General features: G+C 60.2%; 20 protein-coding genes and 3 pseudogenes. 12 read left to right on the top strand and 11 right to left on the bottom strand.

Annotated elements, in window-relative coordinates; all coding sequences use genetic code 11:
- Nucleotides 1–85: 85 nt before the first annotated feature.
- Nucleotides 86–499 carry a VOC family protein gene (locus tag CPH89_RS00490; protein WP_053257158.1) on the bottom strand — a complete coding sequence of 138 codons (414 nt, stop codon included), beginning with the start codon at nt 497–499 and terminating at the stop codon, nt 86–88.
- A 786-nt stretch (nt 500–1,285) separates the two neighbouring features.
- Between CPH89_RS00490 and CPH89_RS00495 the strand changes: the two genes are divergently transcribed.
- From CPH89_RS00495 to CPH89_RS00535, 10 genes and pseudogenes are all read left to right on the top strand, one after another.
- Nucleotides 1,286–2,197, top strand: coding sequence for a methyl-accepting chemotaxis protein (locus tag CPH89_RS00495; protein ID WP_371859154.1), 912 nt, complete (start codon nt 1,286–1,288; stop codon nt 2,195–2,197).
- A 9-nt stretch (nt 2,198–2,206) separates the two neighbouring features.
- Nucleotides 2,207–2,575, top strand: a complete 369-nt coding sequence (locus tag CPH89_RS00500; protein WP_053257160.1) for a response regulator — start codon at nt 2,207–2,209, stop codon at nt 2,573–2,575.
- A gap of 23 nt (nt 2,576–2,598) precedes the next feature.
- Nucleotides 2,599–2,886: an STAS domain-containing protein gene (locus CPH89_RS00505; RefSeq protein WP_053257161.1), complete on the top strand. Its 288-nt coding sequence runs from the start codon at nt 2,599–2,601 to the stop codon at nt 2,884–2,886.
- A 41-nt stretch (nt 2,887–2,927) separates the two neighbouring features.
- Nucleotides 2,928–3,645: pseudogene (locus tag CPH89_RS30790) on the top strand (Hpt domain-containing protein); the annotation flags it as partial.
- Between the two features lie 101 nt (nt 3,646–3,746).
- Nucleotides 3,747–4,964 (top strand): annotated as a pseudogene (locus tag CPH89_RS30795) (chemotaxis protein CheA); the annotation flags it as partial.
- A gap of 29 nt (nt 4,965–4,993) precedes the next feature.
- Nucleotides 4,994–6,652 carry a methyl-accepting chemotaxis protein gene (locus tag CPH89_RS00515; protein WP_053257163.1) on the top strand — a complete coding sequence of 553 codons (1,659 nt, stop codon included), beginning with the start codon at nt 4,994–4,996 and terminating at the stop codon, nt 6,650–6,652.
- 36 nt (nt 6,653–6,688) lie between these two features.
- Nucleotides 6,689–7,228 (top strand): chemotaxis protein CheW, encoded by a 540-nt coding sequence (locus CPH89_RS00520; RefSeq protein ID WP_053257164.1) that lies wholly within the window; start codon nt 6,689–6,691, stop codon nt 7,226–7,228.
- A gap of 10 nt (nt 7,229–7,238) precedes the next feature.
- The gene (locus tag CPH89_RS00525; RefSeq protein WP_053257165.1) at nt 7,239–8,048 is read left to right on the top strand and encodes a CheR family methyltransferase; all 810 of its coding nucleotides are present in this window, start codon (nt 7,239–7,241) and stop codon (nt 8,046–8,048) included.
- On the top strand, nt 8,045–8,578 hold the full coding sequence (cheD, locus tag CPH89_RS00530) for a chemoreceptor glutamine deamidase CheD (protein ID WP_053257166.1): 534 nt from the start codon (nt 8,045–8,047) through the stop codon (nt 8,576–8,578). Before CPH89_RS00525 ends, cheD begins: the two co-directional genes overlap by 4 nt.
- Complete coding sequence (locus CPH89_RS00535) at nt 8,541–9,623, top strand: protein-glutamate methylesterase/protein-glutamine glutaminase (protein WP_053257167.1); 1,083 nt, start codon at nt 8,541–8,543, stop codon at nt 9,621–9,623. The genes cheD and CPH89_RS00535 overlap by 38 nt, the downstream gene beginning before the upstream one ends.
- Before the next feature lie 258 nt (nt 9,624–9,881).
- Here the strand turns inward: CPH89_RS00535 and CPH89_RS30800 are convergent, their stop codons facing one another.
- From CPH89_RS30800 to msrA, 9 genes and pseudogenes are all read right to left on the bottom strand, one after another.
- On the bottom strand, nt 9,882–10,745 hold the full coding sequence (locus CPH89_RS30800) for a methyl-accepting chemotaxis protein (RefSeq protein WP_371859156.1): 864 nt from the start codon (nt 10,743–10,745) through the stop codon (nt 9,882–9,884).
- Nucleotides 10,746–10,787: 42 nt separating this feature from the next.
- Nucleotides 10,788–11,495 (bottom strand): annotated as a pseudogene (locus CPH89_RS30805) (methyl-accepting chemotaxis protein); the annotation flags it as partial.
- Nucleotides 11,496–11,760: 265 nt separating this feature from the next.
- The gene (locus CPH89_RS00545; protein WP_053258014.1) at nt 11,761–12,177 is read right to left on the bottom strand and encodes an ASCH domain-containing protein; all 417 of its coding nucleotides are present in this window, start codon (nt 12,175–12,177) and stop codon (nt 11,761–11,763) included.
- Nucleotides 12,178–12,239: 62 nt separating this feature from the next.
- Nucleotides 12,240–12,716 carry a GNAT family N-acetyltransferase gene (locus CPH89_RS00550; RefSeq protein WP_053258015.1) on the bottom strand — a complete coding sequence of 159 codons (477 nt, stop codon included), beginning with the start codon at nt 12,714–12,716 and terminating at the stop codon, nt 12,240–12,242.
- Nucleotides 12,717–12,883: 167 nt separating this feature from the next.
- Complete coding sequence (locus CPH89_RS00555) at nt 12,884–13,321, bottom strand: response regulator (RefSeq protein ID WP_053257169.1); 438 nt, start codon at nt 13,319–13,321, stop codon at nt 12,884–12,886.
- A 2-nt stretch (nt 13,322–13,323) separates the two neighbouring features.
- Nucleotides 13,324–14,652: an ATP-binding protein gene (locus CPH89_RS00560; protein ID WP_053257170.1), complete on the bottom strand. Its 1,329-nt coding sequence runs from the start codon at nt 14,650–14,652 to the stop codon at nt 13,324–13,326.
- A 12-nt stretch (nt 14,653–14,664) separates the two neighbouring features.
- Entirely contained in the window at nt 14,665–15,276 is a 612-nt protein-coding gene (locus CPH89_RS00565) for a chemotaxis protein CheC (protein ID WP_053257171.1), read from the bottom strand.
- The gene (locus CPH89_RS00570; RefSeq protein ID WP_053257172.1) at nt 15,276–15,635 is read right to left on the bottom strand and encodes a response regulator; all 360 of its coding nucleotides are present in this window, start codon (nt 15,633–15,635) and stop codon (nt 15,276–15,278) included. The genes CPH89_RS00565 and CPH89_RS00570 overlap by 1 nt, the downstream gene beginning before the upstream one ends.
- Before the next feature lie 722 nt (nt 15,636–16,357).
- The gene (gene msrA / locus CPH89_RS00575) at nt 16,358–16,864 is read right to left on the bottom strand and encodes a peptide-methionine (S)-S-oxide reductase MsrA (RefSeq protein ID WP_053257173.1); all 507 of its coding nucleotides are present in this window, start codon (nt 16,862–16,864) and stop codon (nt 16,358–16,360) included.
- A gap of 153 nt (nt 16,865–17,017) precedes the next feature.
- Here msrA and CPH89_RS00580 point away from each other — a divergent pair, with 153 nt between their 5' ends.
- Nucleotides 17,018–17,425, top strand: coding sequence for a hypothetical protein (locus CPH89_RS00580; RefSeq protein WP_053257174.1), 408 nt, complete (start codon nt 17,018–17,020; stop codon nt 17,423–17,425).
- A gap of 110 nt (nt 17,426–17,535) precedes the next feature.
- Nucleotides 17,536–18,597 carry an alpha/beta hydrolase family protein gene (locus CPH89_RS00585; protein WP_053257175.1) on the top strand — a complete coding sequence of 354 codons (1,062 nt, stop codon included), beginning with the start codon at nt 17,536–17,538 and terminating at the stop codon, nt 18,595–18,597.
- Here the strand turns inward: CPH89_RS00585 and CPH89_RS00590 are convergent.
- On the bottom strand, nt 18,576–19,799 hold the full coding sequence (locus CPH89_RS00590) for an amidohydrolase family protein (protein ID WP_053257176.1): 1,224 nt from the start codon (nt 19,797–19,799) through the stop codon (nt 18,576–18,578). The genes CPH89_RS00585 and CPH89_RS00590 overlap by 22 nt on opposite strands.
- Nucleotides 19,800–19,845 lie beyond the last annotated feature (46 nt).

Below are 19,845 nucleotides of genomic sequence, written 5' to 3' on the forward strand. Positions count from 1 at the left end.
CCTGGGGTGGCGTCACGAATGTTCCGTCGAAACTTTCAGCCCAGACACACCCAACGACGACTCAAACTCACCCCACCGACCTTCGTCATGCCTCAGGTGGGCCTTTGAGTTCTACCTGGTTTCCGTCTGGGTCGAAGCAGTAGAGTGAAGGGCCCTCGCCTTCAGCACCGTAGCGCTTGGCCGCCTTGTCGGCTCGCACGCCGTGGTTACGTAGATGAGTGAGAATGTCAGCCTCAATGAACGGCGTTATCCGCAGGCAAAAGTGGTCAAGGTTACGATGCTCGGGATCTGCCGCGCCCCCGGCCTGTTGCCCAAGGGGGCCGGCAACATCCACCAGGTCAATCATCGAGGTTCCCGCACGCAGGTGAATCATGCCCAGGTCATCACGACGCTTTGCCACGTCGCAACCGAGGGTCTCACTGTAGAAGGCCAAGCTGCGTTGAATATCCTGTACACGCAAGACGACGTGATCCAGCTGTTTTACTTTGAAAGGAATCATAGTGCCTCCTGAGCCAAGTAAAGGCCGAGTGGCCTGTGCGGTTAATGCATTGATTTTTTATCACACTCGGCTTCGCTTGATGCACCGAACGGGTGATGACGCTTGAGGCCGGACGCGGCCCAGGCCTGCCGAACCTGCCACGCGGTGACCCGCGCAGGCTTGGCCATCAGACCAAGGCACCCGGTCGCGTGGCTGACCGCTAGGCGGTCGAGCGCTCGGGCGTTGAGCGCGCCTGGTGATTGCGATCTACGCTAAGACACTGGCGCCTTTCGCCGCCAAAAATACCGTTGCGGAGCACGCTGTCCCTGCCGGTGCGGTTGGTTGGGCTCATGCAAGACATGGACGCGGTGGGCACCCCCGAGAAACAGTCGCCTGCTGGTCATAAATCAGACAGATGGCAGTTAGGTTGTCTAAAGTTGTGACGCACCGCGCAGATAACTCCTATGTCATTTCCACCCGCAACACAGTTCAAGGATCGAACTCATGACCCAGCGTCAATCCAGCCACACTCCCCCTCTCGGTCATCCGCGTTTTCGCTGGTTCGCTTTGATCCCGGTGGTACCCGCCGTGGTGTGGACACTGCTGCAATCAAGCTCTGCGGCCAACCTGGCGGCCTGCGCGGTACTGGTGCTGATCGGCCTTGGTGCCTGCGCCTGGAGCGCGAGCTCGCAGCGTAACGCCGTGCAGCTAGGCATTGCGCGGGCGCAGGCGGATCAGGCCGAGGCGGACGCGGCGCGCAACGGTATGGCCTCGCGGGCACAGCTGGATGAGGTATTGCTGGGCGCCATGCCGATCTGGGCCAAGCAGGTGGAAAGCTCGCGCCATCAGACCGAAGAAGCGATTGTGAGCCTGGCTAACCGGTTTACCGGGATCGCCACGCGCTTGCAGGAAACGGTACACGCCTCGCAGCATGCCGCCGGTGAACTGGATGGCCACGCCGCCGATGGGCCGCTTGAGGCGCTGGCACGCAGCGACAGCGAACTGAGCCAGGTGATCAATTCGCTCAAGGCCACGCAAAGCAGCCGTGACCAAACCCTGGCCCAGGTCCGCAGCCTGACCGCCTACACCGGTGAACTGCGCACCATGGCCGCTGATGTGGCGGCGATTGCTGCACAAACCAACCTGCTGGCCCTCAACGCCGCCATTGAGGCGGCGCGGGCCGGTGAGGCCGGGCGTGGCTTCGCGGTGGTGGCCGATGCCGTGCGCAGCCTGTCGAGCAAATCCAGTGAAACCGGCCAGCAGATGTCGGCCAAGGTCGACATCATCAATAACGCCATTACGCAATTGGTGCACGCTGCGTCCAGCAATGCCGACCAGGACAGCCATTCGGTGGCCGAGTCCGAAAACAGTATTCAAGTGGTGCTTGAGCGCTTCCAGAACATCACCGGGCGTCTGGCCGACTCCGCCGACCTGCTCAAGCAGGAAAGCTACGGCATCCGCGATGAGATGACCGAGGTGCTGGTCAACCTGCAATTCCAGGATCGGGTCAGCCAGATCCTCAGTCACGTGCGCGACAACATGCACGCGTTGCATGACCACCTCCTGCAAGCCAGCCAGGCCCCCGACCAGGCGGTCGCCGTCGACGCCCGGCAGTGGCTGGCGCGCATGGAAGCCACCTATGCCACCGACGAGCAACGGCGCATCCACCATGGTGAAGCGGCCGTGCAGCACAACTCTCAAGACATTACTTTCTTTTAGGAGCACCTCATGGCGAAGAATGTATTAGTGGTCGACGACTCCAGCAGTGTGCGGCAGGTGGTCGGTATTGCCTTGAAAAGTGCCGGTTACGACGTGATCGAAGCCAGCGACGGCCGGGATGCCCTGGGCAAGCTCACCGGGCAGAAGGTGCACCTGATCATCAGCGATGTGAACATGCCCAACATGGACGGCATCACCTTCGTCAAGGAGGTCAAGAAGCTGGCCAATTACAAGTTCACGCCTATCATCATGCTGACCACTGAGTCCCAGGAGTCGAAGAAGGCCGAGGGCCAGGCCGCCGGCGCCAAGGCCTGGGTGGTCAAGCCGTTCCAGCCGGCGCAGATGCTGGCAGCGGTGTCCAAACTGATACTGCCTTGAACCCCGGCGCCAGGGAGGCTCCCATGCCGATCACCATCGAAACCTTCGACGACACTGCCCGCGTGCGCATTGACGGTGAGCTGACGATTTACACCGTCGCGGAACTGGCAGGTGCGCTGCTGCCGCAGATCGGCGCGGCGCCCCGCCTTGAGCTGGACCTGTCCCAGGTCACGGAAATGGATGGCGCCGGCTTGCAGTTGCTCGCGGTTATCCGGCGTGAGGCCGGTATCAGCGGTACCGGCTTGAGCGTGACCGGCCAGAGCCAGGTGGTCATGCAGGCGCTCCAACTGTGTCGCACTGAGGCCTCGTAGTCAGCGCTTCCCACGTTTTTTGATCGACAAGGAAAGTCCCGGTGAGCATCAATCTCGATCAGGCACAGCAGACATTCATCGTTGAGGCACGCGAGCTGTTGCAGGCCATGGAGCAATCCCTGCTGCAACTGGAAAGCGAGCCCGGCGACCAGGATGCGATTGGCGCGATTTTCCGCGCCGCCCACACCATCAAGGGTTCGGCGGGGCTTTTCGGTCTGGCGTCGATCGTGGGGTTCACGCATATCGTCGAAGACGTGCTCGACCGCCTGCGCGAAGGCAGTGTGGCGGTGGATGCCGCATTAATTGCGCTGCTGCTCAGGTGCGGCGACCACATGCTCGAATTGATCGAAGTGGTCGCCGACCGCGGTGAGACGCCGACGCCCGCCGCGCTGGAGCGCGGTGAGGCATTGCGCGAGGCACTGAGTGCCTATCAGCCGTTGCAAACCACGCCTGTCAGCGTCGAGACCGCGGAGGTGAACGACGACGCGGCGGTCGAAGTGCTTTGGCATATTGCCCTGCGCTTCGGCGTGGATGTCTTCCGCAACGGCATGGACCCGTTGTCGTTCCTGCGGTACCTCGACACCCTGGGCACGCTGTTGCAGGTCACCACCTTGACTGAGCGCATTCCGGCCGCCGCCAGCTGGGACCCGGAAAGCTGCTATCTGGGCTTCGAGATTGACCTGCGCTCGACGGCCAGCCACGCCACCCTCAACGAGGTATTCGACTTTGTGCGCGATGACTGTGAAGTGCAGATCAGCGCCGTCGACGCAGCGCCTGAGCGCACGGCGGCCATCGCTGGCGACCTGGTCACCCAGGCCGAGCCAGCCTTTATGCCTGCCGCACCGCAGCGTGTGGCGCCCAGCGAGGCGAAAACCCGTGACGGCAATTACGTGCGCGTCAACGCCGACAAGCTCGACGAGTTGATCAATCTGGTCGGCGAGTTGGTGATCGCCAGCGCCGGCGCGAACCTGCTGGCCCGCTCCTCTAACAACGACCCGTTGCAAGAGGCGGCGTCGACGGTCTCGGGGCTGGTGGAAGAGATCCTCGATGGCGCCCTGCACTTGCGCATGATCCCCATCGGCGACACGTTCAACCGCTTCCGCCGCGTGGTGCGCGATATCAGCCAGGAACTGGGCAAGGACATCGAACTGATCATCAGCGGTGCGGAAACCGAACTGGACAAAACCGTGGTCGAGAAGATCGGCGACCCGCTGATGCATCTATTGCGCAATGCCATGGACCACGGCATCGAAAGCGCCGATGCGCGGCGTGCGGCCGGCAAGTCGGCCAAGGGCTATCTGAGCCTCAATGCCTACCATGACTCGGGGAGCATCGTCATCGAGATCGCCGACGACGGCGCCGGGCTCAACCGCGAACGCATCCTGCAAAAGGCCCAGGAACGCGGGCTGGTGGCCAGCGGTGCGCTGCTCACCGACCAGGAGATCTACAACCTGATCTTCGAAGCGGGTTTCTCCACCGCCGAGGCCGTGACCAACCTGTCCGGGCGCGGCGTCGGCATGGACGTGGTCAAGCGCAATATCACCTTGTTGCGCGGCACCGTCGACCTCGACAGCCGCCCCGGCCAGGGCACCGTGGTGCGCATTCGCTTGCCGCTGACCCTGGCGATCATCAATGGGTTCCTGGTCGGCATCGACCAATCCACCTATGTGATTCCGCTGGACATGGTCCAGGAGTGTATCGAGCTGGATGAACACCAGCGCCAGTCCAGCCGTGACACGGGCTATCTGGACCTGCGTGGCGAAGTATTGCCTCTGGTGCACCTGCGCGATCACTTCAGCCACGAGGGCCCGGCAGCCCGACGCCAGAATGTGGTGGTGGTGCGCAACGCCGAGCATAAGGCCGGGCTGGTGGTGGATGACCTGCTCGGCGAGTTCCAGACCGTGATCAAACCCCTCGGCAAGTTGTTCGGCGCACTGCGCGGCATCAGCGGCTCGACCATATTGGGCAGCGGCGCGGTGGCCTTGATTCTGGATGTACCGGTACTGCTCAACCAAATCGTACAACTGGAAGCCCGCACACCCCAGGCGCCTCAGTCGCCACCGGTCGTTGCCCGCTGACGCATTTGCAATTCCATGGAGGTTCTCCGATGAAATGGTTCTACGATCTTAAGATTTCCACCAAGTTGATCAGCTCGTTCCTGCTGGTCCTGGCACTCACCGGGGCGATGGGCGGCTTCGCCATCCACCAGCTCGGTGCGGTCAACCAGGCAGCGCAGGACATCAAGGGCAACTGGATGCCCTCCCTGCGCGCGGCCGCCGGCATGCGATTTTTTGCCGCCAACTACCGTTTGAAAGAAAACCGCCACATCGCCACCGAGATCCCCGAGGAAAAGGCCCAGGCCGAACGCGAAGCCACCGACGCGCGCCAGCAGTTCGAAACCCGCATGGGCACCTACGAGCAATTGCTGTCCAACGATGAAGACCGTCAACTCCTGGCCAGCGTCAAAAGCGCTTGGGACGCCTACCTTGCAAGCAGCAAGCAGTTGCTTGAGTTTTCTCGCCAGAACCAGGACGCCCAGGCGCGCGGTTTGCTCAGGGGAGAATCCAAGGGGCATTTCGATGAGGTGACCGCCCGGCTGCAGAAAATGGTCGAGCTCAACGACGCCGGAGCGAGTGCTGCCGGCGACAAAGGCTCGGCGCTGTATGAAAGCGCACGCGTGTCGATCATCGCGGTACTGATCGCGGCCCTGTTGATCGGCGTGGGCCTGGCGGTCTTCATCGCTCGGATCATTTCCCGCCCGTTGCGCCAGGCCGCAAGCGCCGCCGAGCAATTGGCCGAAGGCAACCTCAACGCGCATATCGAGCCCGGTGGCAAAGATGAAACCGGCATGGTGCTCAACGCCATGCGCAACATGGTCGGCAAGCTGGCACATATCATCGGCGAAGTGCGCAATGCCGCCGACAACCTGGCCAGCGCCTCCGAGGAGGTCAGCGCCACCGCGCAATCGATGAGCCAGGCCACCAGTGAACAGGCCGCGAGCGTCGAGGAAACCAGTGCGTCGGTTGAGCAGATGAGCGCCAGCATCAACCAGAACACCGAAAACGCCAAGGTCACCGATGGCATGGCCAGCAAGGCCGCCAAGGAAGCCACCGAGGGCGGCGAATCGGTACAGCAGACGGTGGTGGCGATGAAGAAAATCGCCCAGCGCATCAGCATCATCGATGACATCGCCTACCAGACCAATCTGCTCGCACTCAATGCCGCCATCGAGGCCGCCCGGGCCGGCGAGCATGGCAAGGGTTTCGCAGTGGTCGCCGCCGAAGTGCGCAAGCTGGCTGAACGCAGCCAGGTCGCCGCCCAGGAAATCGGTGAACTGTCCTCCAGCAGCGTGGACATGGCCGAGAAAGCCGGCAAGTTGCTCGACGAAATGGTGCCGTCTATCAACAAGACCTCCGACCTTGTGCAGGAAATCAGCGCCGCGTCCGAGGAGCAGGCCGCCGGTGTCGCGCAGATCAACACTGCGATGACCCAGCTCAACCAGGTGACCCAGCAAAATGCGTCGAGCAGCGAAGAGCTGGCGGCCACGGCCGAAGAAATGAGCAGCCAGGCCGAGCAACTGCAACAGGCCATGAGCTTCTTCGTGCTGGATTCAGCGCCCAAGGCCGCAGTGCAAAGCAGCAGCGTGGACAGCCCTGGCAGCAAGCCCAACCGCCAGCAGCCACGCCCCAAACCACAGGCACCGCGCAAGGCGTTCGCCTACACCATGGCCAGTGCCCCGGACGAAGCGGATTTCACCCGCTTCTGATCGCACGATCAAGGTGGGCCTACTAGGGAGAGTGATATGGGCGCAGTAATGACGACTCGGCAGACCGCGGTGGCGGTCGATGAGGATGCGCAGTACCTGACCTTCATGCTGGGCGGCGAAATGTTCGCCATCGGCATTCTGGGGATCAAGGAAATTATCGAATACGGCAGCCTGACCGTGGTGCCGATGATGCCGGCTTTCGTGCGCGGGGTGATCAACCTGCGCGGCGCGGTGGTGCCGGTGGTGGATTTATCGGCCCGCTTTGGGCGGGCCAATTCGGCGATCACCCGGCGCTCCTGCGTGATCATCATCGAAGCGAGTACCGACGATGGTCAGCCGCAAGACATCGGGCTGCTGGTCGATACGGTGTCTGCGGTGCGGGAGATCCCGGCCACGCAGATCGAACCGCCACCCAACTTCGGCGCGCGAATTCGTGCCGATTTCATCAGTGGCATGGCCAAGGTCGACGGCAAGTTCGTGATCGTGCTGGAGGTGGACAAGGTGTTGTCCATCGATGAGATGTCCAGCCTCGCCGAGGCCGGCCAGGCGCCGGCCCTCGACCTCGACCCGCGTTGAGGCCCCGACCATGCCAGACACCGCCACCATCGATGATCGTGAATTCGGTCAGTTCCAGACCTGGCTGTACCGCGCGGCCGGGATCAACCTGTCGCCGGCCAAAAAAGCGTTGGTGGCCGGGCGCCTGTTCAAGCGCCTCAAGCACTATGAGCTGCAGAGCTATGGTGAGTATTTCAAGCTGATCATGAATGACCAGCGCAAGGGCGAACTGCAGGTTGCGCTGGATTTGCTGACCACCAACGAAACCTATTTTTTTCGCGAGCCCAAGCACTTCGAGTTCCTGCGTCAGCAGGTTCTGCCCCACGCCGCGCCGGGCAAAGTGTTTCGCGTGTGGAGCGCAGCCAGTTCCTCGGGTGAAGAGCCCTACAGCCTGGCGATGACCCTGGCCGAGAGCCTCGGCACCACGCCTTGGGAAGTGACCGGCTCGGACATCAGCACCCAAGTGCTGGCCAAGGCGCGCACGGGCCATTACACCATGGAACGCACCGAGACATTGCCCCAGCCGCTGCTCGCCAAGTACTGCCTCAAGGGCATTGGCCGCCAGGCGGGCACCTTCCTGATCGACAAGGCTTTGCGTAGCCGCGTCAATTTTGTCCAGGTCAACCTTAACGAGGCGTTGCCTGCCCTGGGGGAGTTCGAGGTGATCTTCCTGCGCAACGTGATGATTTATTTCGATCAGCAGACCAAGCGCCAGGTGGTCGCACGCCTGCTGCCGCTGCTCAAACGCGGCGGCTACTTGATCATCAGTCACTCGGAAAGCCTCCACGGTGTCAATGACACCTTGAAGCTGGTGGCGCCGTCGATTTACCGCAAGCCATGAAAAAGCCTATCGGTGCGGCCGAAGTGGTATTGGCCCCTGGCCAGGTGTGTTTTGCGACGCGGCCGACGCGCCTGCGGACCTTGCTCGGTTCCTGCGTGGCGATCACCTTTTGGCACCCACAACGGCTGATTGGCGGCATGTGCCACTTCATGCTGCCAGGGCGCTTGCGCAATCATCAGTGCCTGGACGGCAGGTATGCCGACGAAGCCCTGGAACTGCTGCTGCGCCACGCCCAGGCGAATGGCACCCAGGCACTCGATTACCAGGTCAAGTTGTTCGGCGGCGGCGAGATGTTTCCCAACCAGCGGCACCACCTGCCCACGCAGAACGTGGCCAGCCAGAATATCCGCGCAGCGCTGGCCCTGGCCGAGCGTCATCACCTGCACCTGACGGCCCAGGACATGGGCAGTACCGGTTACCGCACGATCATGTTCGACCTATGGAACGGCAACGTCTGGGTTCGGCACCAACCAATGGGAACACTTCAAGAAGATGCCTACCAAAAAAATCAGTGTGCTGCTGGTCGATGACTCGGCCGTGGTGCGCCAGGTACTGCTGGCGATTCTCAGCGATACGCCAGATATTCACGTGATGGGCGCTGCCTCCGACCCGATTTTTGCCATGGATAAACTTGCCCGGGAATGGCCGGACGTGATCGTGCTGGACGTCGAAATGCCGCGCATGGACGGCATCACTTTTCTCAAGAAAATCATGAGTGAACGCCCCACACCGGTGGTGATCTGTTCCTCGCTGACGCAAAAAGGCGCAGAAACCTCGCTGCAGGCGCTGTCGGCGGGCGCGGTGGAAATCATCACCAAGCCGAGCACAGGGTTGAAGAGTTTCCTGATCGAATCGGCGGCCGAGTTGGTGGCCGCCATCCGTGCCGCCGCAAACTCCAACGTCAGGAACCTGGGCAAGCGCAGCGCCAGGCCGGCGCCGTCACCGGCCCCGGCCAGCAAGCTCACTGCGGATGCGATCCTGCCCGCCGCCAATGGCCATGCGATGGCCCAGACCACCGAGCGTATCGTCGCCATCGGCACCTCCACCGGCGGCACCCAAGCGCTGGAAGCGGTGCTGACCGCACTGCCGCGGGTATGCCCTGGGATGGTGATCGTGCAGCACATGCCTGAGAAGTTCACCGCTTCGTTCGCCGAGCGTCTCAACAGCGTCTGCGAGATCGAGGTGCGCGAGGCGCGCAACAACGACCGCATCCTGCCGGGCCTGGCCCTGATCGCGCCTGGCGGCAAGCACCTGATGGTCACCCGCAGCGGCGCCTATTATCACGCCCAGGTTATCGACGGACCGCTGGTTAACCGGCATCGCCCTTCCGTGGATGTGCTGTTTCGCTCGGTGGCCCGGTTCGCGGGCAGGAACGCCACCGGCATCATCATGACCGGCATGGGCGACGACGGCGCGCGCGGACTCAAAGAAATGCTCGAGGCCGGCGCCGCGACAGTCGCCCAGGACGAAGCCAGTTGCGTGGTGTTCGGCATGCCCAAGGAAGCCATCAAACTCAACGCCGCTCAGCGCATCCTGGCACTGGAGGATATTCATCAAGCGATTTTGTATAAGTGAACGTGAGTCGCCCCTAACACAGCCTGATTGGCCCAGGCAGAGGCTGGAGGTGGATACGGTGCGAGGTCCGTTGTAACCGTCCGGCCAAGTCATCTACGCTGTGTTGGTTTGCGCACATGCCGTCTCATCGCCCAGCGCCAGAATTGTCCAGGAGCCGGCCGTTGTACCTGCGCAAGTTCCATCCGAGCAAGTCGAAGCCGTCCCGCGCCATGCTCGCCAACACCGCAGGCGGGGCATGACGCTTTGCGCAAATGAACGTCAAAGTCGAAAGCGATCCACAGACTGCGACAACATCCCCGCCAACGCGGACAACTCGTCCGTCGTCGATGCCGTCTTTCCGATCACTTTGCTATTAGCCTCCGACGCACCCGCAATCATCTCCACTTGATGGGCGATTTCGTTGCTTGCCAAGCTCTGCTCACTGATGGTGCGAGAGATATCGTTGACCAACTCAGTGGTGTTCAGAGTGGCCTGGAGAATATCGCGAATAGCACGCTCGACATCGGCGGTTACAACCATGCCTTTGTCCACTTGAACAACACCCTCCTCCATACTGATGACCGCTTCCCGGGTGCTTTGCTGGATGCGCCCGACCATGCTGGCGATCTCTTGCGTGGACGCGCTGGTGCGTCCAGCCAGGCTGCGCACTTCATCCGCGACCACCGCAAAACCACGCCCCTGTTCGCCGGCACGAGCGGCTTCAATCGCGGCATTCAAAGCCAACAGGTTTGTTTGGTCGGCGATCCCCTTGATCACCTGAATAATGCTGTAGATCGCCTCGGACTCCTTGTCTAGCGTGCGGATGACTTGGGCAGATTGCTTTGCCGAACGAGCAATGCCATCCATGTCACTCACCACTTGGTGGATCACTCGGCCGCCGTCCTTGGCCAAGGCTTCAGCCTGATTGGCCATATCCAGTGCGCGACTGGCATGCCGGGTGATTTCCTCAATACTGGCGGTCATTTCAATCGCTGCGGCGGCCATGGTGCTGGCGGCGGCGCTTTGTTGCTGGCTGCTGCTGGCCACCTCATGGCAACCATGGCTCAGTTGCTCGCTCATGCCATTGACGCCTTGGGCATTGCTGCGCACTACTTCGATCATGCTGCGTAAGTCCCGCTGCATAATGGCAAGGTTGCGAATCAATGAACTGGCTTCGTCTTTGCGACTGGTTTCAACGATTGGCTCGCTCAAGTTGCCACGGGCGATGCTGGCGGCAATGCGGCTGGCGACCTGTAGCGGCCCCATGATGCTCAACATTACCCAGCGGCCTTGGGCGAGGAGCAGCAACAGACTGACGATCAGCACCGCGCCTAAGATGACGTTGGCGTTGCTGATAGCCTCCCGCGTTTGCACACCGGTTTGTTGGGTTTTGTTTTCGATCAGCTCACTCAGGCTCTGCATCTGATCTTCAAGAAGGCTGAACGCCGCGTTGAAGCGCTCCAGTTCCCCGCGAGCGGCGTCGGGGTTGTCCAGCGCCAACGCGACGATGCGTTCACCGGCACCTATGTAGTTTTCAAGGCTGGGGCGGATCTTATCCAGGCTCATCCTGAGGGTATCGTCCAGAGGCAGCTTGAGATTGTCCCCTAGCGCCTGGCGGAAGTGCTCGGCATGCTCCTTCAGCGAAGTGCTGACCTCAGCCTTGGTACTGATGTTTTTACCCAGCCCCACCAACATCGCCGACAACACATCGGCGCGCAGCGCATCGTGCATCATGTCGGCTTCCATGTGATTGCGCAGCGCAATCGTGCTGATCTCATTCTCCTGCATGGCGCTGCCCGTCCGGGTATTTCCCAGATAACTGGATAGGCTCATTACCAATGCGGTGGCCAGTGCGGTCGCGATGAACAGAAATAAGCGAAGCTTGATCGTCATACTTGTCACCCTTTAACCCAGAGAGCCGGATTTAAAATCGAACCGTGCAAGCGTTGCCCATCACTTTATCGGCAGAGTCCCACCGTTATTAAAGCCTAAGCGCGCAAATATGCGGTTCTACTCAAAATCCTGCAAAGGCCGGGTTATGCATGCGCGACGCAAGCCCTTCGAAGGTCATATCCTCAACAAGCGCGCGCTCGCCGAGAGAGCATTGCGCTAGATGAGCTACGGGATCACTCAGGGTCAGCCCCCTGTATCCGTTCGACTAGCGCGCCTTGTCCTTCACCACTTCCACCAACTCAAACTCTTCGGCCACCAGCTCCATCGCCGCGTCGAATGCGCCCTCTCTTTGGAAAAAAGCTTTATGCCCCTGCTGCCAGTACCTGAGGCTGAGATCCCCCTCGCCTTCCTTCCTGGCAAAGTCTTGATCGACGTCGCAGTAACGCGTGATACGCGTCGAAATAACGCGAATGACACATACCGGCTCGCCCTGACTATTGAGCACGATGCTGTAACCGCCAATGGCTGATGATTGATCGTCATGCTTGAAAGATGAGAGTGAGCAACAGCTGGCTGTTTTTATGCCTTTGGCCACAAGATCAGCCAGCTCATCGGCCATTTCCGGAGTATCGCCAAAGGCCCCTGCAGTGGCGCCGGGGTACCTGAGCGTTAGATCATCCATTAGGTTCACAACTAAATCCCTTTATCACGTTGTTGGCGATCGCCTTGGCACCCAGTAGATCGTCACGATTGAGCCGCTGTACCGCTCTGCCGCACATAGTAATTATCGAATTCGCTGCTTTCGACGAATTGGAACCCATGGCGCATGTAAAAACGATTCGAGGCACTTTCCTTGAGGGCGCCCACTTTAATAGGGAGTGCGGCCGCATCCGCTTCCTTGAAAATCTGCGTGAGCACCGCAGCGCCTATTCCTGATCCTTGCACGCGGGGGATCACGTATAGGTGGTCGAGCATGAGTTCATCGCGGTGCTGCTTGACCACTACAAAACCCACGCGGTCTCCAGATACTTCGATGTAACGCGTGCTGTGCGCTTGAAAACCGCTAACAAAGCGCTCACGGGCGCGCACGGGATCAAAGCGCCCGACACGCTCCAGGCTTTCGCGCATGGCTTGGATTCGAATGGCGACGAGGCCGTCGATGTCGCTGTGTTGAGCGAGCACCAACGTGACAGGCGAGTATTGACTGCGTGAAAGGGGCATCTTTTGCACTCTGTGTAGGCTCCTCGGATGGCTAATGTAATGGGGCATCGCCTGTTTCCTCAATGCCCGCTTGCCACCCCCGCCCAACACCCGTTGCCACCTGCTTTGGCTGAGAACAAACCTGACGGCGTTTGCGCAATACGTCAGCCCCTGCACAGGCTTTGGTCCTACGCCCCCATCAGTTCCTGAGGGTTTTCACGATCACGAAGGACTCTCTGCGCCTCCAGGGCCTGATCGAGGGTGAGCTTGAGCTCTTCATCGTTCCAGGGCTTGCTGACGTAGCGGAAAATATACCCGTCGTCGATTGCCTGATTGATCATGCTCATATCGGCATACCCCGTCAGCAGTATATTCATGCAGTGCGGATCGCGCCTATGCACCTCGCGCAGCAAGGACGGGCCGTCCATATGAGGCATGCGCGCGTCGCAGACGATCATGTCTACAGCGTGTTGTTCGAAAAGGCTCAGTGCCTGGGCCCCGCTCGTGGCCAGGAGCAAGTCGTAGGGCTGTGTGCGCAGTAACCGGCGGACGCTGTTGAGGATACTTTCTTCATCATCCACCAGCATGACGGTGTAGCGTTTTACACAGGCAGAGACGGTTTCCATGATCAGCATCCTTCAGCGGCGCACGTTGGGACGGTCTGTGTCTTGGGCTGCTGTAAGGGTAGCCACGCGCGGAAACGGCTGCCCCTGCCCGGCTCACTGTCAACGGTGAGCCTTCCGTGGTGCTTGACGATAATGCTGTACGACAACGACAGGCCAAGGCCCGACCCCATGCCCACCGGCTTGGTTGTAAAAAACGGTTCGAATATGCGGTTCTGGATGTCCAGGGGGATGCCATGCCCGTTGTCGGCGATCTCGACGAACACGCCGCCGTCTTCCCGGCCACTGCTGATGGTGATTTCGCCGTCGGCCCCCACCGCATGGCTGGCATTGATGAGCAAGTTCAGGAAAACCTGATTGATCTGTGAGCCCATGCATTCGATGGGCTCGATATCGCCGTAGCACTTGTTCACCTGAGCCTTGAACTTGATCTCGTTCCAGATGACGTTGAGGGTACTGTCGAGCCCCTTGTGCAGATCGGCCAGCTGCCACTCGTAACTGTCAACGTGGGAGAACTCGCGCAGGTCTTTGACGATGCGCGTGACTCGGTCAAGGCCCTCAACCGACTCGGCAAGCAGTTCGTCGATGTCCTGGCGCATGAAGGCGTAATCCATCTTGTCGCGCATGACCACGAGTTCGGGATGCGCATTGGCATGGTGGTCGTCGGTCGCCCGTTCATGCGCTTCGAGCAGCGCGAAGATGTCTACGAGGTAACGACGCAGGCTGTTGACGTTGGAACAAACGAAACCGATCGGGTTATTGATCTCATGGGCCACGCCCGCGGCAAGCTGCCCGATCGCCGCCATCTTCTCGGACTGCAGCAACTGCGCCTGTGCATCTTCAAGCCGGGCGATAAGCAGTGCCTGGGCGCTCTTTTCTTCTTCCAGCAACTTGTTCAGGTGCGTCAGCTCAAGTTGACGGGCAGCCGTGTCGGTCGTATCGCTGATGGCCAGGCCCACGCCAAGCGTGCTGCCATCGGCATCTTGTACGGGGAAGAACGTGCAGTTCTGATACATCAGCCGGACCATGCCACTGATGGGCCGGGTACTTTCGAAATTAAACAGGTGCGGCCGCTGCTGCCATGAAGTGAACGCAAAGTTTTGCAGCGTGATGACGCTGTTGATCTTCTGTCGGGTCCAGACCTCGGGCAGCTCGGGAAAGGCGTCAAACAGCGTACGGCCGATCAGTTGTTCAGCACTGCTGCCACTGTTGATGGACATGAAGTGGTTAGAGAACAATATTTTGCAATCAGCGTCGACGAGCAGCACGCCCATATTGATGGCCTTGAGCATCGACTCAAGGGTTTCCCGGGAAATTGCCTTGTTGTCTGTCATGAAGAGCCTCCTTCAAAGCTCGTCGAGCAAACGATCAATGGCGCGAACGACAACGCTCGCTGTACGTTCAGTAATGCAGATCAACAAGTCACAGGAAAATTGATGCGCCTGAACCTCGAAGCGAATTTCCAGCACCATCGCCAGGTGTTCATTCAGGTTCAATTCATCCAGCGCGTTCGCGGCCTCTTCGCTGTGGACGAGAATGGAGGGCGCGTCATAGCTCACTTGCGTCGCCACCTGTTTTGCCAAGCCACTGATGCAGGCGCCGGTCAGGATGTTGGTCACATCGAGCATCAGTTCGTCCTGCTGGGCCAGCCCGCTGCCCTTGTAGCCGAGCAGTTCGGCCAATTTATCGGCGCCCATGGCGCCAAAGCACACGAACACTTCCCCACGTAACTCACCCAGGAAAGACTGGCGGGTGACAATCATGAAGCTTCGGCGCAGATGGTCCGGAATCGCCAGCTTGTTCTGTTCCCGGATCAGCGGATGAATGAAAGGCACCGAAAGCGTCACGATCGTGTTGGTCAGCAGCGCCAGTCGCTCGGCCGCCTGTCCCATGGCGATATTCATCAGTTCCTGCAGGGCATCGCGTTGGTCTTCGGTGAGCTCGGCCAAGGTTTCCATCAAAGCACTCCTATGACGTGCAAAGCATTGAGTACGGCTTCTGCCGTAACCGGCTTGGCGACGAATGCAGCAGCGCCCAGTTCCTTGACTCGCTGCCTGGCCAGCGGCTGGATGTCTGCGCTGATCACCACGACGATAACGTTGGCGTCTTCGCGTTTGAGCGCCTCCAACGTCTGGAAACCGTCCATGACGGGCATGGTGAGGTCGAGAAAAAGCAGATCGACCAAACCGGCGTGATAGGCCTCCATCACCTCGGCACCATTACAGGCTTGGCGAACATCTTCAGTCAGTGATTCTGGCAGCGCCCGCAACACCATCTTGCGGGACATGGATGAGTCATCGGCAATTAAAACTTTCATGATGCACTCCACATTTATGAAGTGTCCTCGGCTTGAGTTGAAGCCGCAGAAACTAAGATTTCTTTAAATCTTTTAACCAGCTTAGCCCGACAAATGGCAAAGTGCCATCACTCAAGCGTGACAGGACGGTGGTGATTTACGAAGTGTGTAGGGATTTCCCTACAAGTTGGCCGGGTCATGCAAACTCGGGGTGAAAGTGGAAAGCGCGAGTAGCGTCGGTGATTATGCACAACACCCTGCGCGAGAATAATTACACGGCCTACACGGCGCGTAAGCGTTAAAAGCGAGGCCGGCCGCAAACACATTCCGGCTTGAGAGTAAGCGCTTAAAATCATTAAAGCCAGAGGCCATGTGCATCGAACAGATGCCCATTTAATCGCCGCCGCTGAAACAGCATGCAGGCTGTGTTTCGCTTATAAGAAACCGATGTAGCATGAGAAAACAGCCTAAAAGCGCCCACCCAGATTTTTCACTCAAACCGGTGAATAGGCCCTCACTCTAATAAAAACTGAACAACAGGGATCAGGCCACTTTAAAAATTAACGTGGCCTGGTTGCTATTACGCAAAGTTTCTAAAAACCCGTCGCCATTCGCGCATTAAGCGAAGGCTCTAAATAACTCAATCCTTCTGAACACAGTAGCGGCCGAACACTTGCAGCAGGCCACGTTCAGGCGGTTTCCCGAACCTGGCCTGCCCTGTTCTTCCCTGACGTCACTCACCTTCACGTACGCTTCGGCAACTTCCAATTCGGCCGAATGAAATGGCAGGTATAGCCGTTGGGTATGCGCTCCAAATAATCCTGATGCTCCGGCTCCGCTTCCCAGAACGGCCCCGCCGGCTCAATTTCAGTCACCACACGGCCCGGCCACAACGTCGAAGCATCAACATCCGCAGCGGTGTCTTCAGCGATGTCGCGTTGTTGTTCACTCAGGTAATAAATCGCCGACCGATAGCCCGGCCCGACGTCATTGCCCTGCCGGTTAGGCGTGCTGGGGTCGTGTATCTGGAAAAAGAACTCCAGGATCTGCCGGTACGTGATCACTGCTGGGTCAAACACGATTTCAATCGCTTCCGCATGATTGCCATGGTTGCGATAAGTGGCATTCGGCACATCGCCGCCGGTGTAGCCGACTCGCGTGCTCAGCACGCCGGGGTAGCGGCGCAGCAGGTCCTGCATGCCCCAGAAGCAGCCGCCGGCGAGGATGGCGGTTTCGGTTTGGTTGGTCATGGTCTGTCCTAGCGCTTAGTGGATACACCGGTAGTTATGGGGCTGTGTTGGCGAATACCAAGGTTCAACGGATCGGCAAGTTGCGGATCGCGCTGAAAACTGTCGCTGTAAAACGTTCTACACTCTCGCGCCTATCCTGTTCGGAACCCCGCCATGCGACGCCATCTCCCCGTGCTGCTGCTGTTTATTCCCGGGCTGGTCTACGCCCTGCCCGCCCTCAACGACACCACGCTCTACACCACCACCGCCCATGACTGCCACGATGTGGACCTCGCCGCCTGGCAGCACCCGACGCGCACGTTATTGGAGAAGAACAACTTCCAGCTCGAACGCGTCCAGCTCTGCAACGGCGGCCACTACCCGATTTTCCAGGTGCAAGCGCCCTACGACCCACGTGGTCAGACCAAGGATTTTTTCCTGCCGTTTTATGAGGAGATGCGCAAGGCCAACGGTAAATGGCCCTACGCGTTGGTTGTCAGCAGCGACGCCGTGGTGGTGTATGTCAGCTACCCGAAGGCCGACCCTATTGCCTTGGACTACGAGGGTTTCGAAGCGCCATAGGCGCGCAGCCCAACGCAGTCGGAACAGGCGGCGTATTTGCAGGAAAGGGGGATGCATTGCGAGGGGATTTCAGGTGATGATGCGCCCCCCAATCAAGGAAGATTAAAACCATGAAAACACTGCTGCGCGCCCTGTTCCTGCTGTGCCTGGCGACCCCGGCCCTGGCGGCCGAAAGCCCCGTCGGTTTCAAAACCGCGACCCTGCCGGATGCAAAAAGCCAGCGCCCACTGGAACTGGCGGTCTGGTACCCCGCCGCCACCGCCGCCAAACCCGAGCTGATCGCCGACAACGCGGTGTTCATCGGCGCCCTCGCCGTGCCCGACGCGGCACCGGCTGCCGGTGAGCATCCGCTGGTGGTGCTTTCCCACGGTTACGGTGGCAATTGGGGCAAGCTGGTGTGGCTGGCCAGCGCGTTGGCGCACAAGGGTTACATCGTGGCGGCGGTCAACCACCCCGGCACCACCACCCAGGACCGCAGCCCGCAAGCCGCCGCCCAGTTATGGCGACGCCCGGCCGACCTGAGCCGCGCGATTGACGCGGTGCTGGCTCAGCCGAAGCTGTTTGGCGCGGTGGCGCAACATCAGATTGCAGCGGTGGGCCACTCCCTCGGCGGCTGGACCGTGCTGGAAATCGCCGGTGCGCGTTTCGACCCCGACCTGTTCAGCCGTGACTGCGCCGAACACCCTAAGTTGGGCGGCTGCATCGGCTACCAGCAAATGAACCCTGCCGGCACGCCAGCCGGCAAGGCGCAACTGGCGGCTGATTTGAGCGACAAACGCGTCACCGCGATTGTGTCTTTGGACCTGGGCCTGTCACGCGGCCTGACCAGCGCAAGCCTTGGCGCATTGCCGGTACCGGCGCTGGTGATTGCAGGTGGCGTGCCCACGGAGGACATGTCCCCCGAATTGGAATCCGCCGACATGGTCAAGCGCCTGCCTAAAACTTCGACGCAGTACGTGGAGATCAGCGACGCCACGCACTTCAGCTTTATGTCGATCTGCAAGCCGGGCGGCATGGCGCTGATTGAAGAGAGCTCGCCGGGCGACGGCATGATTTGCCGGGACGGTGAAGGGGCTCGGCCACGGGCGGTGATTCAGCAGCAGGTGGTGACGCTGATCAGCGAGTTTCTGACCCGCGCAAACACCCCGGGTCAAAAAACCAGCGAACGCTGACAGGTCGAGGTTGCCACGATTTTCCCGCGTTTGAGCACCATCAGGCGCGTCGGCAGATCGAGGATGACATCGCCGACCGAGCGCGTGTCCAGCAACACCAAATCGGCCTGCTTACCCGGCGCCAACCCATAGTGCTTGAGCCCCAGCGCTTGCGCCGGGTTGGTGGTGAGCATCGACAACACCGTGGCCTGGTCATCCGCCCCACCCAGGTGACAGGCAGGAATCGCCAGTTGCGCGATATTTAGCAAATCGCCGGTGCCAAACGGGGTAAATGCGTTGCGGATATTGTTGGTGGCCAGGCACACGTTCACGCCGCCATCGCGCAGGGCGCGTACCGGCGTCAGTGCGCGGCGCACGTTGTGGGTGTCGCTGCGCGCCCCCAGGTGCAGGTCGGTTGCCGGCAGGCACATCACGCTGATGCCAGCGTCGCGAACCCGCTCAATAATCTCGCGCTGTGGGTGTGGCGCTACGGCGCCCAGGCTGGTCAAGTGCCCGACACACACGCGGCCCTGGTAGCCTTCCTGAATCGTCTTGCGTGCCAGGTAGTCAATGCTCATGTGTTCGGCGTCGTCGGCAAAATCCTGGTGGAAGTCGATGTCCTTGCCGTAACGCTTGGCCAGGCTGAACACGTAGTCGATATGTTCCTGCGCCGAGACATCGTTGTAGGGAATGCCGCCGACCACATCGGCGCCTTTTTCCATGGCCTCGACCATCATCGCCTGCATGCCGGGCAGCTTGAAGATGCCTTCCTGCGGGAAAGCGACCACCTGGATATCAATCACGTCGCGAAATTTTTCGCGCAGTTCCAGCACCCCATCAAACCCGGTAAAGCCTTGTACCGGGTCGAACTCGGCGTGGGCGCGCACGTGGGTGGTGCCCGCCTGCACCAGGGCGCGCAGTACCTGGGTGGAGCGTTCGAGGATGTCGTCGCGGGTCAAGGTGGGTTTGAGTTGTGCGGTGACCGCGATCGCCTCTTTCAACGTGCCGGAGCGATTGGCCTGGCGATGCATGACGTGGGCTTTTTCCAGGTGCAGGTGCCCTTCGACAAACCCCGGTATCAGCACGTTGCCGTGGCCCTGGATTTCCTGGCGGGCCTGGGCTGCGATGTTCGGCGCAACCTCGACGATGTTGCCGTTGTGCACCGCCACATCCATCAGCGGTTGTGCGTCATCAATGCGTACGTTGCGAAAGATTAAATCCATGAAACCGACCCTCACTGTTGCAGCCCTCAGGCGCACCGGGCGCAAC

It is taken from the genome of Pseudomonas fluorescens (assembly GCF_900215245.1).
Taxonomy (GTDB): Bacteria; Pseudomonadota; Gammaproteobacteria; order Pseudomonadales; family Pseudomonadaceae; genus Aquipseudomonas; species Aquipseudomonas fluorescens.

Bases quoted from the DNA above. Each gene is read 5' to 3' on its own strand.
- CPH89_RS00490 (WP_053257158.1), bottom strand. From the start codon at position 499: ATGATTCCTTTCAAAGTAAAACAGCTGGATCACGTCGTCTTGCGTGTA.
- CPH89_RS00495 (WP_371859154.1), top strand. From the start codon at position 1,286: ATGCCGATCTGGGCCAAGCAGGTGGAAAGCTCGCGCCATCAGACCGAA.
- CPH89_RS00500 (WP_053257160.1), top strand. From the start codon at position 2,207: ATGGCGAAGAATGTATTAGTGGTCGACGACTCCAGCAGTGTGCGGCAG.
- CPH89_RS00505 (WP_053257161.1), top strand. From the start codon at position 2,599: ATGCCGATCACCATCGAAACCTTCGACGACACTGCCCGCGTGCGCATT.
- CPH89_RS00515 (WP_053257163.1), top strand. From the start codon at position 4,994: ATGAAATGGTTCTACGATCTTAAGATTTCCACCAAGTTGATCAGCTCG.
- CPH89_RS00520 (WP_053257164.1), top strand. From the start codon at position 6,689: ATGGGCGCAGTAATGACGACTCGGCAGACCGCGGTGGCGGTCGATGAG.
- CPH89_RS00525 (WP_053257165.1), top strand. From the start codon at position 7,239: ATGCCAGACACCGCCACCATCGATGATCGTGAATTCGGTCAGTTCCAG.
- cheD (WP_053257166.1), top strand. From the start codon at position 8,045: ATGAAAAAGCCTATCGGTGCGGCCGAAGTGGTATTGGCCCCTGGCCAG.
- CPH89_RS00535 (WP_053257167.1), top strand. From the start codon at position 8,541: ATGCCTACCAAAAAAATCAGTGTGCTGCTGGTCGATGACTCGGCCGTG.
- CPH89_RS30800 (WP_371859156.1), bottom strand. From the start codon at position 10,745: ATGCAGCGGGACTTACGCAGCATGATCGAAGTAGTGCGCAGCAATGCC.
- CPH89_RS00545 (WP_053258014.1), bottom strand. From the start codon at position 12,177: ATGGATGATCTAACGCTCAGGTACCCCGGCGCCACTGCAGGGGCCTTT.
- CPH89_RS00550 (WP_053258015.1), bottom strand. From the start codon at position 12,716: ATGCCCCTTTCACGCAGTCAATACTCGCCTGTCACGTTGGTGCTCGCT.
- CPH89_RS00555 (WP_053257169.1), bottom strand. From the start codon at position 13,321: ATGGAAACCGTCTCTGCCTGTGTAAAACGCTACACCGTCATGCTGGTG.
- CPH89_RS00560 (WP_053257170.1), bottom strand. From the start codon at position 14,652: ATGACAGACAACAAGGCAATTTCCCGGGAAACCCTTGAGTCGATGCTC.
- CPH89_RS00565 (WP_053257171.1), bottom strand. From the start codon at position 15,276: ATGGAAACCTTGGCCGAGCTCACCGAAGACCAACGCGATGCCCTGCAG.
- CPH89_RS00570 (WP_053257172.1), bottom strand. From the start codon at position 15,635: ATGAAAGTTTTAATTGCCGATGACTCATCCATGTCCCGCAAGATGGTG.
- msrA (WP_053257173.1), bottom strand. From the start codon at position 16,864: ATGACCAACCAAACCGAAACCGCCATCCTCGCCGGCGGCTGCTTCTGG.
- CPH89_RS00580 (WP_053257174.1), top strand. From the start codon at position 17,018: ATGCGACGCCATCTCCCCGTGCTGCTGCTGTTTATTCCCGGGCTGGTC.
- CPH89_RS00585 (WP_053257175.1), top strand. From the start codon at position 17,536: ATGAAAACACTGCTGCGCGCCCTGTTCCTGCTGTGCCTGGCGACCCCG.
- CPH89_RS00590 (WP_053257176.1), bottom strand. From the start codon at position 19,799: ATGGATTTAATCTTTCGCAACGTACGCATTGATGACGCACAACCGCTG.